General features: G+C 61.3%; 12 protein-coding genes. 2 read left to right on the top strand and 10 right to left on the bottom strand.

What is annotated here, in order from left to right:
- Positions 1-12: 12 nt before the first annotated feature.
- The 10 genes from J3P92_RS06710 to edd form a co-directional block, all read right to left on the bottom strand.
- Positions 13-1,359, bottom strand: coding sequence for a carbohydrate porin (locus tag J3P92_RS06710; protein ID WP_420764400.1), 1,347 nt, complete (start codon positions 1,357-1,359; stop codon positions 13-15).
- Positions 1,360-1,489: 130 nt separating this feature from the next.
- Positions 1,490-2,650, bottom strand: a complete 1,161-nt coding sequence (locus J3P92_RS06705) for an ABC transporter ATP-binding protein (RefSeq protein ID WP_434650153.1) — start codon at positions 2,648-2,650, stop codon at positions 1,490-1,492.
- Positions 2,651-2,652: 2 nt separating this feature from the next.
- Positions 2,653-3,492 carry a carbohydrate ABC transporter permease gene (locus tag J3P92_RS06700; RefSeq protein ID WP_420764398.1) on the bottom strand — a complete coding sequence of 280 codons (840 nt, stop codon included), beginning with the start codon at positions 3,490-3,492 and terminating at the stop codon, positions 2,653-2,655.
- Positions 3,485-4,393, bottom strand: a complete 909-nt coding sequence (locus J3P92_RS06695) for a carbohydrate ABC transporter permease (RefSeq protein WP_030139360.1) — start codon at positions 4,391-4,393, stop codon at positions 3,485-3,487. The genes J3P92_RS06700 and J3P92_RS06695 overlap by 8 nt, the downstream gene beginning before the upstream one ends.
- Positions 4,394-4,533: 140 nt before the next feature.
- On the bottom strand, positions 4,534-5,835 hold the full coding sequence (locus J3P92_RS06690; protein WP_434650152.1) for an ABC transporter substrate-binding protein: 1,302 nt from the start codon (positions 5,833-5,835) through the stop codon (positions 4,534-4,536).
- Positions 5,836-5,951: 116 nt separating this feature from the next.
- Positions 5,952-7,211, bottom strand: a complete 1,260-nt coding sequence (locus J3P92_RS06685; protein ID WP_434650151.1) for an AGE family epimerase/isomerase — start codon at positions 7,209-7,211, stop codon at positions 5,952-5,954.
- Between the two features lie 255 nt (positions 7,212-7,466).
- Positions 7,467-8,936, bottom strand: coding sequence for an ATP-binding protein (locus tag J3P92_RS06680; protein WP_420764395.1), 1,470 nt, complete (start codon positions 8,934-8,936; stop codon positions 7,467-7,469).
- Complete coding sequence (locus J3P92_RS06675; protein ID WP_420764394.1) at positions 8,926-9,657, bottom strand: response regulator; 732 nt, start codon at positions 9,655-9,657, stop codon at positions 8,926-8,928. The genes J3P92_RS06680 and J3P92_RS06675 overlap by 11 nt, the downstream gene beginning before the upstream one ends.
- 182 nt (positions 9,658-9,839) lie before the next feature.
- On the bottom strand, positions 9,840-10,799 hold the full coding sequence (locus J3P92_RS06670; RefSeq protein WP_420764393.1) for a glucokinase: 960 nt from the start codon (positions 10,797-10,799) through the stop codon (positions 9,840-9,842).
- Positions 10,796-12,622 carry a phosphogluconate dehydratase gene (gene edd, locus J3P92_RS06665; protein ID WP_434650150.1) on the bottom strand — a complete coding sequence of 609 codons (1,827 nt, stop codon included), beginning with the start codon at positions 12,620-12,622 and terminating at the stop codon, positions 10,796-10,798. Before edd ends, J3P92_RS06670 begins: the two co-directional genes overlap by 4 nt.
- Positions 12,623-12,852: 230 nt before the next feature.
- On the opposite strand from edd, the gene gap reads away from it, so the two are divergent.
- Both gap and J3P92_RS06655 read left to right on the top strand, forming a co-directional pair.
- Positions 12,853-13,854 carry a type I glyceraldehyde-3-phosphate dehydrogenase gene (gene gap / locus J3P92_RS06660; RefSeq protein ID WP_039593774.1) on the top strand — a complete coding sequence of 334 codons (1,002 nt, stop codon included), beginning with the start codon at positions 12,853-12,855 and terminating at the stop codon, positions 13,852-13,854.
- 201 nt (positions 13,855-14,055) lie between these two features.
- Positions 14,056-14,568, top strand: coding sequence for an RNA polymerase sigma factor (locus J3P92_RS06655; protein WP_434650149.1), 513 nt, complete (start codon positions 14,056-14,058; stop codon positions 14,566-14,568).
- The last annotated feature ends 28 nt before the right edge of the window (positions 14,569-14,596 follow it).

Raw genomic sequence — 14,596 nt, 5'->3', positions numbered from 1 at the left:
ATCGCAACAGCGTCAGAACACCGACTGGATTTTCAGGCCGGCCACCAGCGCGTTGTCCACCTCGTCAACACCGCCCGGGTGAGTGACGTATTGCAGGTTCGGACGCACGGTCAGCCAGTTGGTGACGTGGAAGCCGTAGTTGATTTCGTAGTTGTACTCGGTGCTGCGCAACGGCGAAAACAGCGGATCGTCGTAATCGGTCACGCCATTGGCTACGTTGGTCAGATCGGCGTTCTTCTTCACGTCTTCGTTGACATGGATACGGGCGAAGCCGATACCCACGTCATCCTTTGGACGCGCATCGAATGGGCCCTTGTACACGAACATCAGCGACTGGTAGTTGTCGACGATGTTGGTGTCCTTGTCGTGGAAGGTGGCGTTGGCCGCGATGTTCAAGCCGCGCGAAGCGTCACCATTGTGGGTGGTGAGCTGCTGTTGCATGACGAACCAGTAGCCGTCCTTGCTGCTGTGGCTGCGATAGGCGCTGCCGGTGGTTGCGGCGTCGTTGCCGTTGTCGTCCTCACGGACGTCATCGGCCTTGGCCGTGCTCTTGTAGTAACCGACACGGTATTCGCCAGGCAGGTTGTTGAGCTTGGGCGACCAGACCAACTCGACCGGAATCAGCGTACCCTCGGTCCCGCTGCCGCTGAGCTTGTAACGGTTGTTGTTTTCCAGTTGCGAAGGGTTCTGGTTGTACGCACCGATTTGCGCGTAGAGCTCAGGGGTGATGTTGTACTTGAACCGAATCGCTGCCTGCATGATTGGCCAGTTGTACCAGATGCCGGTGGCCCAGTTACCCGCTTGGGAACCGCAGAAGGCCAGGTTCTGGAAGTCGCAAGGGAAAGTGTTGAAATCCTCGCCCACGCCGTAGTAACCGGCCTTGACGTCCAGCTTGCTGTCAAAGTACTTCTGCTTGATCCACAACTGCGTCAGACGCGTGGTTTGGCCGCGACCCCAGACTTCCTGGGACGAACTGAGCGTGCCGGCACGCGGGTCACCGATACGGTCGTTGGAAATGTTGCGACCATCCCGGCGAGTGAACTGGATCTTGGCTTCGGTATCGTTCCAGCCCGCCAGTTTTTCCAGGTCGAGCGCGACACCCAGGCCAAACTGCTGGGACCAACGCGCAGTCTTGTCATCGTTGTAGCCGCCGTGGAGGTTGGCACCCATCTCACCGACGAAATCGGCCTTGATGTCGATACCCTGCTCGATCAGCTTGGTCCGTTCACCGCCCCAGTCGCCCGTCATCCACTGCGAATCGGCGCTGAACGCGTCGGCAGCGTGTGCGCTACCGGCCAGCATCATCGCCGCAACGGCTGACAACTGGCAGATAAGCTGGGCATTGTTCTTCTTCTTCATCCCTACATCCTCGTCTTTATTGTTATTAACTGTTTTTATCTAACGCGGTTTACAACGATTGCGACGGATGTCCCCACCCGTCGCATACTCCTTCCTGTGGGAGCGGGCTTGCTCCCCCCACACTTGTTCATCACCGGCCTTTGAACTGCGCCACGTTGGCAGGTCGGTCTTCGGCCTGCGGCTGCGCAGCCACGCCCAGGCGTTCGCCGGACTTGGCGTCGAACAGCAGCACTTTCGCTGGGTCGAATTGCAACGTCAGGGTCTCTCCCGGCTGCGGCGCCACGTCTGGCGCCAGGCGGCAGCAGACCTTGGTGTCGTTGAGATTGACGAACACCAGGGTGTCTGGCCCGGTGGGTTCGGTGACCTGCACTTCGGCGCGAATGGCTGGCATGCCGTTCGGCTCGTTGCCGGCCAGCACGATCTGCTCCGGGCGCAAGCCAAGGATCACTTCGCGATCTTCCAGGCCGGCGTCCTGCATGCCCAGCGGCAACTCGCAACGGGCCTGTCCGCTGTCGAGCAAGGCCAGCAGGCGGCCGTCCTTGCGTTGCAGGCGCAGCGGGATGAAGTTCATTGGCGGCGAACCGATGAAGCTCGCCACGAACAGGTTCGCCGGGTTGTTGTAGATGTCCTTCGGCGTGCCGAACTGTTGGATGATCCCGTCCTTCATCACCGCCACTTTGTCGCCCAGGGTCATGGCTTCGATCTGGTCGTGGGTGACGTAGACCGTGGTGGTCTTCAGTCGCTGGTGCATCAGTTTCATTTCGGTGCGCATCTCGACCCGCAGCTTGGCGTCGAGGTTGGACAACGGTTCGTCGAACAGGTAGATCTTCGGCCGCCGCGCCAGGGCCCGGCCCATCGCAACGCGCTGTTGCTGGCCACCGGAGAGCTGGCCAGGCTTGCGGTTTAGCAGGTGCTCGATCTGCAACAGCTTGGCGACCCGCGCCACTTCTTCGTTGATGTCCGCCTGTTTCATCTTGCGAATCTTCAGGCCGAACTCGATGTTCTCGCGCACGCTCATGGTCGGGTACAGCGCGTAGGACTGGAACACCATGGCGATGTCGCGATCCTTCGGGCTCATGCCGCTGACATCCTGATCGCCGATCATGATCGCGCCGCCGGTGATGGTCTCAAGGCCGGCGATGCAATTCATCAGGGTCGATTTGCCGCAGCCCGAAGGACCGACCAGGATCAGGAATTCGCCTTCTTTGATCGACAGCTGGATGTCTTTCAAGGTGTCGGGCAGGCCCGCGCCGTAGGTCTTGTTTACATTGCGAAGTTCAAGCGTAGCCATGATTACCCCTTGACCGCGCCAGCCGTGAGGCCGCGCACGAAATACTTGCCTGCGATCACATAGACCAGCAGGGTCGGCAGCCCGGCGATCATCGCCGCCGCCATGTCCACGTTATATTCCTTGGCCCCGGTGCTGGTGTTGACCAGGTTGTTCAGCGCCACCGTGATGGGCTGGGAGTCACCGCTGGAGAACACCACGCCGAACAGGAAGTCATTCCAGATCTGCGTGAACTGCCAGATGAGGCAGACCATGATGATCGGCGTCGACATCGGCAGGATGATCCGCCGGAAGATGGTGAAGAACCCGGCGCCATCGAGGCGCGCCGCCTTCACCAGCGCGTCGGGAATACTCACGTAGTAGTTACGGAAGAACAGCGTGGTGAACGCCAGGCCGTAAACGACGTGGACAAACACCAGGCCAGTGGTGGTGCTGGCCAGGCCCATCTTGCCGAGGGTGAACGAGGCCGGCAGCAGCACGGTCTGGAACGGCAGGAAGCAACCGAACAGCAGCAGGCCGAAGAACAACTGCGAGCCACGGAAGCGCCACATCGACAGCACATAACCGTTCAGTGCACCGATGGCCGTGGAAATCAGTACGGCCGGCACGGTGATCTTGATCGAGTTCCAGAAATAACCGTTGACCGTCGCCCAGGCCTTGACCCAGCCGATGCCGCTGACCACGGTCGGCCAGCTCAACAGGTTGCCGGTGCTGATGTCTTCCGGCGTCTTGAAGCTGGTCAACAGCATGACCACCAACGGCACCAGGTAAAGCAGTACCGCAACAATCAGCACCGCATAGATCGCGATGCGGCTGATGGAAGGTTTCGCAGCGAGACTAGTCATGACGCTTGGCCCTCAGCTCGGAATACAAGTAAGGCACGATGATCGCGAGGATCGCACCGAGCATCAGGATTGCACTGGCCGAGCCCATGCCCATCTGGCCGCGACTGAAGGTGAACGAATACATGAACATGGCAGGCAGGTCGGAGGAGTAGCCCGGACCACCGGCCGTCATGGCCGCCACCAGGTCGAAGCTCTTGATCGCAATGTGCGCCAGGATCATCACGGCGCTGAAGAACACTGGGCGCAGGCTCGGCAGTACGACTTTCCAGTAGATGCGCGGCATGCTCGCGCCATCGATCTGCGCGGCGCGGATGATCGACTGGTCCACGCCTCGCAGGCCGGCCAGGAACATCGCCATGATGAAGCCCGAGGCCTGCCAAACGGCAGCGATCACCAGGCAATACACCACGCGATCGGGGTCGATCAGCCAGTCCAGGCGGAAGCCTTCCCAACCCCAGTCACGCAACAATTTGTCCAGGCCCATGCCCGGGTTGAGCAGCCACTTCCAAGCGGTACCGGTGACGATCATCGAGAGCGCCATTGGGTACAGGTAAATGGTGCGGATGAAACCTTCGCGGCGAATACGTTGGTCGAGAAACACCGCCAGCAGCACGCCGATGACCAGGGTGATGCCGATGAACATCCCGCCGAACACCGCGAGGTTCTTGCTGGCCACCCACCAGCGGTCGTTGTCCCACAGCCGCGCATACTGAGCGAGGCCCGCCCATTTATAGGTAGGCAGGAAAGTCGACGTCGTGAACGACAGGACGAACGTCCACAGGATGTAGCCATAAAAGCCCACCAGGACGATGAACATGCTCGGCGCCAGCACCAGTTTTGGTAGCCAGCGCTGCAATGCATCGAAAGGCGAGGCCTTGCTGAACACAGCAACAGAACTCATGGGGAAATCCAGTACCAGGAAAAACTACAAGTTTGTTCCTTGTGGGAGCGAGCCTGCTCGCGATGGCGTCGTATCAGCTCATGCACTGCTGCCTGACACTATGCTTTCGCGAGCAGGCTCGCTTCCACAGGGGTTAGCGGTTACTTCGCAGACTGAACCGCTGCGCCAAGTTTCTTGGCGGCGTCGGCCGGGTCGGCTTTCGGGTCGTTGATGTAGTTGGTCACGACGTCAAAGAACGCGCCTTGCACGGCCAGCGTGGTCGCCATGTTGTGCGCCATGCTCGGTTGCAGGCCGCCGTTCTTGGCGTCCGCCAGGAAGTCCTTGGCGGCGGTCTGGGCGCAGGAGTCGAAACCGTACTTGCCCATGTCGGCCAGCATGTCGTTACGCACCGGGATCGAACCCTTGTTGATGCTGAAGACTTTCTGGAAGTTCTCACCCAGCACGACCTTGGCGATGTCCTGCTGGCCCGCCGCAGTGCCTGCATCCTTCTGCTTGAACACCGCCAGGGAGTCGATGTTGTAGGTGAAGGCCTTCTCGGTACCCGGGAACGCTACGCACTCGTAGTCCTTGCCGGCGACTTTCTTGGCGGCGGTCCACTCGCTCTTGGCCCAGTCACCCATGATCTGCATGCCGGCCTTGCCATTGATGACCTTGGCCGCTTCCAGGTTCCAGTCCTGGCCCTTGCCATCGGCGTCCATGTAGGTCGCGACTTTCTTCAGCTCGGTCAGCGCCTTGACCATTTCCGGGCCGGTCAACGCTTTGTTGTCCAGGTCGACCAGTGCTTTCTTGTAGCCATCAGCGCCCATGACCGAGAGCACCACCGCTTCGAACACGGTGCTGTCCTGCCAAGGCTGGCCACCGTGGGCCAGGGGGATGAAGCCCGCGGCCTTGAGCTTGTCGCCGGCGGCGTAGAATTCTTCGAGGGTGGTTGGATTCTTGGTGATACCGGCTTTCTTGAAGACTTCCGGGTTGATCCACAGCCAGTTGACGCGGTGGATGTTCACCGGCACGGCTACGTAGTCACCTTCGTACTTCACGGTATCGGAGACTTTCTTGTCGAGCAGGCTGTCCCACTTTTCTGCCTTGGAAACGTCCTTGAGGACGTCGGTGTCGAGCAGGCCGGTGGTCGCCCATTCCTGGATGTCCGGGCCCTTGATCTGGGCAACGCCCGGTGGGTTGCCGGCCACGGCGCGGCTCTTGAGCACGGTCATGGCGGTAGAACCGCCACCGCCAGCGACGGCGCCGTCCTTCCAGGTAAAACCGTCTTTTTCTACTTGAGCCTTGAGCACATCGACCGCGGCTTTTTCACCGCCCGACGTCCACCAGTGGACGACTTCCACGGAACCTTTCGATTCGGCGGCCAGGGCGCTGACAGGGAATGCTGCGACGGGAAGCAAGGAAGCAAGAGAAATGACAGTAGCGAGGCGAGAAATCCCATTCATCTAGAAGTACCTTTCTTGTTGTTATGCATGCAAGTCTGGTGCTTGCGCTGCATGGATTCTAATCAGGGGTTATCCCTTCGCAGGTAACGAAGGGACGTGGATATGTCACGACATGGTTACACAGGCGCAGGATCGGACAACCGCGCCAAGGCTGACGCCATGCTCGGGGCCAACGGCAGACGAGGGATCAATACCGCTTGCCAGGCATGATAAAGGTCCGGCTTGCCCGGCCAGATGTCGGCGCTGGGGCGGTTCTGCGGGTCGAGCTCGTGATGCCAGCTGCCGTTGCAGCGATCGATGAAATGTTTGTCACAAAATTCCCAGAAGCGCCGGTACCACGCTTCGTATCGAGCCTCGTCGGTACGTTTGAGCAAGGCACTGGCCGCCGCTGCCGCTTCGGCATGCACCCAGTGCAGGCGATGGCGAACCACGGCGCGATTGTCCCAGTCCAGCGTGTAAACGATGCCCGGGGCGCCGTCGACGTTCCAGCCATGGCGGCAGTTCTGGTCGAACAGTTTCTGAGCGTCCTGGGCCAGCCAGCCCGGCGTCAGCATGCCGATCTGCACGCGCGCGGCCTCGAGGTGCAACAACAGCCGCGCCCATTCGAAACCATGGCCAGGGGTGGTGCCGTAGGGACGAAACCCATCTGCCGGGTTGTCGTGGTTGTACTCGCGCAGCGGCTGCCAGTCGCGGTCGAAATGCTCGACGACCATGTAGTCGTTGGCGGCCGCGTGACCATGGATCACCCGCTCGACGATACGCAACGCGCGAGCCAGCCAGCGCGGATCGTCCGTGGCATCGGCGAGGGCGAGGAAGGCTTCGGTGCCGTGCATGTTGCTGTTGGCGCCGCGATAGGCCTCTTCTTCTGACCAGTCGCGGTTGAAGGATTCACGCAGGGCACCCTCCTCCTCGCACCAGAAATGTTCGTCGATGACCCGCACCGCCTCCTTGAGCAGTGCCTCGGCGTCAAGGCGCTGGGCCACGACCGCAGAGCTGGCTGCCAGGGCAACGAAAGCATGCAGGTAAGCGGCTTTTCCAGTCTCGTTTTCAGCCGGATCGGTCTTGGCGAACCAACCGCCATGCTCGGCATCGCGCAGCGGCCCCATGAGCGCCTGTACGCCATGGTCAACCAGCTCGGCGAACCCCGGCAGGCCTTGGATGTGGGCCATGGCGAAGCTGTGGGTCATGCGCGCGGTATTCATGGTTTCGGCCCGGGCATCGGCCGGCAGGCGGCCCAATTCGTCCAGGTTGCCAAAGCCGTCCGGCAGCTTGGAGGCCTTGGCGAACGTCAGCAGACGCAAGCCTTCTGCGGCAAGCCATTGCTGGTGGGCGGGCGCATTCAGCCAACTGCTGAACGCCGGTTGGAAGGTGTCCATCGAGATACCTTTTTTGTTGTTTTGACGCAGGGAGTCTAAACAAGGGAGGGTTGACGGCAGGTAACGAAAGGGGCGAGTTATGTCACCGAGTTGTGACATTGGCATGGATATGTGTTGAAGCGATGGGCGCCTCCGTCGGAACGCCGCCCGGAGCAGGCTCGCTCCCACATTGGACTTCATTGACGCGCATATCCTGTTTGACGCAGATCCCCTGTGGTAGCGAGCCTGCTCGCGACGAACGATAACGCGGTCTAATCAATCCACGCTGCGAGGCAACTGCAACGTCACCCGCAACCCACCCTCGCGCAGGTTCTGCAAACTCACCTCACCGCCATGGCTGTGGGCAATGTTGCGTGCGATACCCAGCCCCAGGCCGTACCCCTGCTGCTGCCCGGCCAGGCGAAAGTGCGGCTCGAAGACTTGTTCGAGGCGTTGTTCCGGTACGCCCGGGCCTTCGTCATCGACGTGCAGAATGAACGCCGACTCATCATCATCGATGTGCAAATGGGCTCTCTGGCCGTATTTCAAGGCGTTGTCGATCAGGTTGCCGATGCACCGCTTGAGGGCCAGCGGCTTGCCGGGATACGGCGCCAGCGCCCGGCCATCCTGGGTCACTCGGCCGTTGCCGTTGGGCGCCAGATAAGGCTCTACCAGGCAATCCAGCACATGGTTGAGGTCCACCGGCTCGATGTTTTCGTGGATGTCGGTGTCCTTCACACATTGCAGCGCCCCCTTGACCAACAGCTCCAGCTCATCCAGGTCTCGGCCGAACTTGGCTTGCAGGTTTTCATCCTCCAGCAGCTCGACCCGCAACCGCAGCCGGGTAATCGGCGTGCGCAGATCGTGGGAGATGGCGCTGAACAACTGGCTGCGCTCGGTCAAATAGCGGCTGATGCGCTCGCGCATGGCATTGAAAGCCCGGCCCACCTCCACCACTTCGCTGCCGCCACCCTCGGCCACCGGTTCCACTTCGGCACCGAGGGACATGTCCCGCGCCGCTCGGGCCAGGCGTTTCAATGGTCGACTCTGCCAATGCACCAGCAAGCCGATGAACAACAGCAACAGGCTGCTGGTGAGCACGATGAAGCCCACCTGTTGCTTGGGCAGATCCTGCTCTTCGAGGCTGGTATAGGGTTCGGGCAGCAGCGAGGCGATGTAAAGCCATTCACCCGGCGCCATCTGGATTTGCGTGACCAGGACCGGCGGATTCACCGGCTCAAGCGTCAAGGCGTAATGGGCCCATGATCGCGGCAGCTCGTCGAGCTTGAGCCCGCCGTTGAAAATCCGCAGGTCTTCAGGGCTAACGAATTTGACCGAGATGTCGGCGCTGCTGCCCAGGGAGCGCCGCAGCACGTCATCCACGGCCTGGAGCACCGCCAGCTTTCGCGGCGTCACGGGCAGCACGTCCATGCCCAGCGGCTTGTCATTGAGGGTGACGACAAAGCGTGTGCCGCCCATGCTGCGCAACTGGTCCAGCACCAGGGGCCGGTACGCCACCGGCAGCGAGCGCAGATAACTGACAGTGGCGGTCATCGAATGGGCAAGGCTGCGCGCGCTGGTGACCAGGCCTTCAAGCTGGGTGGCGCGCAATTGGGAGACCCAGATCAGACTGGACAGCGTCTGGGCGAACAGCACCACCAGTAGCGTCAGCAGCAGCATCCGCCCCAGCAACGAGCGTGGCACGGGCACCCGGCGCACGACTTTCCTGATCGCTTCAGTGACCATTGCTGGCAACCACACTGGCCGCCAGTTGATAACCACTGCCGCGCACCGTGCGGATCAACCGCGGCGGCTTTTCCGTGTCGCGCAGGCGCTGGCGCAGGCGACTGACCGCCATGTCGACGATCCGGTCCAAGGGCATCAGTTCGCGCCCACGCGTGGCGTTGCCGATGGTGTCACGGTCGAGGATTTCCTGAGGGTGGTCGAGGAACAACTTGAGCAGGGCAAAATCAGCACCGGAGAGAATCACCTCTTCACCGTCGGCGTGGAACAGCCGATGGCTGACCATGTCCAGCCGCCATTCGTCGAAGGCCAGCACGTCGCCGCCCGTCCGCTCCTGGCCGAACTGCGCCCGGCGCAGCAGCGCCTTGATGCGCGCCTGCAATTCACGCGGGCTGAACGGCTTGCCCAGGTAATCATCGGCACCCAATTCCAGGCCAATGACCCGGTCGGCTTCGTCGGAGCTGGCGGTGAGCATGATGATCGGCACATGGGCCTGGCGTGGATGTTCGCGAACCCAGCGGCACAGGCTGAAACCGTCCTCATCGGGCAGCATCACATCGAGGATCACCAGGTCGCTTGGCGCCTCGTTCAAGGCCTGGCGAAACCCGGCGCCATCAGGCGTGGTGCGCACCTGGAAACCCGCACGGCTGAGGTAAGTGTCCAGCAGTTCGCGAATCTCCTGGTCATCGTCGACCAACAAAATCGATTTGTTCACTGCACTCACGGGGCCTCGTCCTTGTTGTGTGGATTGGGGGCGATTATGCCTGATGGCCGGGTTTTACAAACACTACAGAGCCCCTTGTGGGAGCGAGCTTGCTCGCAATAGCGGTGTATCAGTCAATCTCAATGGCGACTGACACTCCATCATCGCGAGCAAGCTCGCTCCCACAGGAGCGGTTTCCAATTTCAAATCGTGGAGGATTGCTCCAACGCCACGCCCGCGCCCATCAGGCCGGAGTATGGCGCCGTCACCAGCCAGACCGGAATACCCTTGAAATAATCGCTCATGCAGCCCTTGTCGGCGAAGGATTTGGCGAAACCGCTTTCGACGAAGAAATCGGCAAACCGCGGGACCACGCCGCCAACGATGTACACGCCACCACGCCCGCCCACCGTGAGTACGTTGTTGCCGGCCACGCGGCCCAGCCATCGGCAGAACTGCTCGAGCACTTCCAGGGCGATAGGGTCGCCGGCCAGCCCGGCGGCAGTGATCGACTCGGGGGTATCGAGCACCGGGTCATGACCGTCCACCGCGCAAATCGCCCGGTAGACACGGGGCAGGCCGCTGCCGCTCAGGGCGGTTTCGGCGCTGACGTGGCCGATCTCGTTGTAGATGTGCTGCCAGAGCTGGGTCTCGCGCGGACTGCTCATCGGCAGGTCGACATGGCCGCCCTCCCCTGGCAACGCCGCAAAACGGCCCTCGCCCAAGTCCAGCAGCGTACCGACGCCCAGCCCGGTGCCCGGGCCGATCACCACCGCCGGGCGCATCGGCTCCGGCGTGCCCTGGCAGACAACCCGGTACTCATCCGGACGCAAGCAGGTCATGCCCAGGGCCATGGCGGAGAAGTCGTTGACCAGCAACAGTTTCTCCACCTGCAACCTCTGGCAGAACGCCAGGTTGCTCAGGCGCCAGTGATTGTTGGTAAAACGAAACTCATCGCCGCTCACGGGGCCGGCCACCGACAGGCACACCGAACCGATGGCGCCCGGTTTCATTCCCATGCCATTCAAGTAAACCTCGATGGCATCTTCCGGGCAGGCGTAATCCGCTGTCGCCAGCACCTGGATATTCTCCAGGTTGTGGTTCTTCCACAGGGCGAAACGCGCGTTGGTCCCACCGATGTCACCGACCAAAGCCAGTTTCAATTAAGCGTCTCCAAGGCAGAAGTGAAGGCGCTGGCGCCCTGCTCTGCCGAGCTGAAGGCCATGCGCATGAAACCGAACAGCTCGCGACCAGTGCCGATGTTGTTGCCCAACAAGCCCTTGGCCGGTTCGCGCGCGGCGAATTCCTCGGCGTCGACCTTCAGCTCCAAGGTGCCTTTGACGCCATCGACGCGGATGATATCGCCCTCCTGCACCCGCGCCAACGCGCCGCCGACATAAGCTTCAGGGCTGACATGAATGGCCGCCGGGATTTTCCCGGATGCCCCGGACATGCGTCCATCAGTGACCAGCGCCACCTTGAAGCCACGGTCCTGCAGCACGCCGAGGAACGGCGTCATCTTGTGCAGCTCCGGCATGCCGTTGGAGCGCGGGCCCTGGAAGCGCATCACCGCGACAAAATCCTTCTCCAGCAGACCCGCCTTGAACGCATCCGCCAGGTCCTGCTGATCCTGGAAGACCATGGCCGGCGCTTCGACGATCTGGTTTTCCAAGGCCACGGCCGAAACCTTCATGACCCCACGCCCGAGGTTGCCTTCCATCACCCGCAACCCGCCTTCTGGGGAGAAGGCACGGGCCACCGGACGCAGGATGGTTTCGTCGAGGCTTTCGGTCGGGCCGTCGCGCCACACCAGCTCGCCATCCTCCAGGAACGGCTCCTGGGTGTAGCGACTCAGGCCATGGCCGAGCACGGTGTTGACGTTGTCGTGGAGCAGGCCGGCTTCCAGCAATTCGCGGATCAGAAAGGACATGCCGCCCGCCGCCTGGAAGTGGTTGATGTCGGCCTTGCCGTTCGGGTAGACGTGGCTGAGGGTCGGCACCACTTCGGAGAGGTCGGCCATGTCCTGCCAGGTCAGCTGGATGCCCGCCGCCATGGCGATGGCCGGCATGTGCAGGGTGTGGTTGGTGGAACCGCCGGTGGCGTGCAGTGCAACGATGGAGTTGACCAGTGAGCGTTCGTCGACGATTTCGCCGATGGGCATGAAGTTGCCGCTCTGCTTGGTCAGGCGCGTCACCTGGAACGCGGCCTCACGGGTCAACGCATCGCGCAGCGGCGTGTTCGGGTTGACGAACGAAGCGCCCGGCAAATGCAGGCCCATCACTTCCATCAGCAACTGATTGGTGTTGGCGGTGCCGTAGAACGTGCAGGTGCCCGGACTGTGGTAGGACTTCATTTCCGATTCCAGCAGCTCTTCACGGCTGGCCTTGCCCTCGGCGTAGCGCTGGCGTACGTCGGCTTTTTCCTTGTTGGAAATGCCCGAGACCATCGGCCCGCCGGGCACGAAGATCGTCGGCAGATGACCGAAGCGCAGCGCGCCCATCATCAGGCCAGGGACGATTTTGTCGCAGATGCCGAGCATCAGCGCGCCGTCGAACATGTTGTGGGACAACGCCACCGCCGTGGACAGTGCGATCACTTCACGGCTCGGCAAGCTCAGTTCCATCCCCGCCTCACCCTGGGTCACGCCGTCGCACATGGCGGGCGTGCCGCCGGCGAACTGGCCAACCGAGCCGATCTCGCGCAGGGCTTTCTTGATTTGTTCTGGAAATGTTTCGTAGGGCTGGTGGGCCGAGAGCATGTCGTTGTAGGACGACACGATGGCGATGTTGGCGGCGTTCATCATCCGCAGGTGGTGCTTGTCTTCAGTGCCGCAACCGGCCACGCCATGGGCGAAGTTGGCGCACTGCAGCTTGCCGCGCATCGGCCCGTCGCTGGCTGCACCGCGGATCAGTGCAAGGTAAGCCTCGCGCGTAGCGCGACTGCGGGCGATAAGCCGTTCGGTGACCTCAAGTACGCGGGGATGCATGTGTAGAACTCCAGGCTAGCGGGTGTGGCGACCTGATTGTCTATGCTGGTTCAAAGCCCGTTGCACACCCGGTGAAAGACAAGGCGACAAACGGTTTTTGACCAATCGGACCAGTTGATTCAGGTCACTCGTTGTAGATAAAACAAAATATTGCCACTAAAAAGGCTTGTTTTCTATTTTTATGCGAATAATCTTGTAATTCCAACAACAAATCGATGGCGGCGCAGTTAATGACTCTTCGAATCGCAATCAATGGTTTTGGCCGCATCGGCCGCAACGTCCTCCGCGCACTGTATACCCAAGGCTATCGTCGCGACCTGCAGATCGTCGCCATCAACGACCTGGGCGACAGTGCGATCAACGCTCATCTGCTCAAGTTCGACACCGTGCATGGCACTTTCGATGCCGACGTGCAGCACGATCACGAAAGCCTGACGGTCAATGGCGACCGCATTTCGGTCAGTGCCATCCGCAACCCGGCCGAGCTGCCCTGGGCCGCCGAAAAGATCGATGTGGTGTTTGAATGCACCGGTCTGTTTACCGACCGCGCCAAGGCTGCCGCCCACATCAGTGCCGGCGCTCGCAAAGTGATTATCTCGGCCCCGGCCAAGGGCGCCGATGCCACTGTGGTGTACGGCGTCAACCATGACATCTTGCGCCAGTCCCACCAGATCATTTCCAACGCGTCGTGCACCACCAACTGTTTGGCCCCGGTGGCCCAGGTGCTGCACCGCGAGCTCGGCATCGAAAGCGGCCTGATGACCACCATCCATGCCTACACCAACGACCAGAACCTGACCGACGTCTATCACAGCGACCCGTACCGCGCCCGCTCGGCCACCCAGAACATGATCCCGAGCAAGACCGGCGCCGCCGAAGCCGTGGGCCTGGTGCTGCCGGAACTGGCGGGCAAGTTGACCGGCATGGCCGTGCGCGTGCCGGTGATCAACGTCTCCCTGGTGGACCTCACCGTGCAACTCAAGCGCGAAGCGTCGGCCGATGAAGTCAACGCACTGCTCAAGCAGGCCAGCCAGCACTCCAAGATCCTCGGCTACAACACCCTGCCGTTGGTCTCCAGCGATTTCAACCACAACCCGTTGTCGTCGATCTTCGATGCCAACCACACCAAAGCCAGCGGCAAGCTGCTCAAGGTGCTGGCCTGGTATGACAACGAATGGGGCTTCTCCAACCGCATGCTGGATAACTGCCTGGCGTTGTGTAACGCGGAGTAACTGCCCAGCAGCAGGAAGCTTTTCTGTGAGAGCGAGCTTGCGCGCGATAGCGTCCGGTCAGCCTGGATCATAGGGTGATTGGACCACCGCTATCGCTGGCGAACTCACTCCCACAGGGTTTCAACACTCATGAAATGAAGGCTTGACCATCGACGTAGATGATAAGCATTATCATCTACTCGAACCGGATCGGGCCCTATCGTGAGTCAATCGCGTTTTCACCACATTTTTCTCGCCCAGCGTACCCCGCTGCTGCGCACCCTCGAGCGGATGGTCAACAACCCGAGCACCGCCGAAGACTTGCTGCAGGAAACCTACCTGCGTGTCACCCGCGCCTTGAGCGAACGCACCGTCGATCATCTCGAACCCTTTGTTTTCCAGACCGCCCGCAATCTGGCGCTGGATCATCTGCGCGCGCGGCGGATCCAGTCGCGGGCCCTGGTCGACGACGTGCCGCTGGACATCGTGAACAACGTCGTCGCCCCTCAAAGCAGCGCCGAAGATGCCGCCCACGCCGCGCAAATGCTCGAACGCCTCAACGTCAGCCTGCAATCCCTCAGCCCCCGTCAACAGCGGATCTTCATTCTCAGCCGGCTGCATGGCCACAGCTACCAGGACATCGCGCAACGATTAGGCGTGTCCCTGAGCACGGTGCAAAAAGACCTGAAACTGATCATGGCCATCTGCGTGGGCGTGGCCGAACGCAACCCGTGAATACAAGCGGCAAGCCACAAGCTTCGAG

Source organism: Pseudomonas sp. D3-27 (assembly GCF_051132165.1).
In the GTDB taxonomy this organism is placed as follows: domain Bacteria; phylum Pseudomonadota; class Gammaproteobacteria; order Pseudomonadales; family Pseudomonadaceae; genus Aquipseudomonas.
The sequence above is the reverse complement of the archived record's forward strand: the minus strand, read 5'-3'. Positions and strand labels throughout refer to the sequence as shown.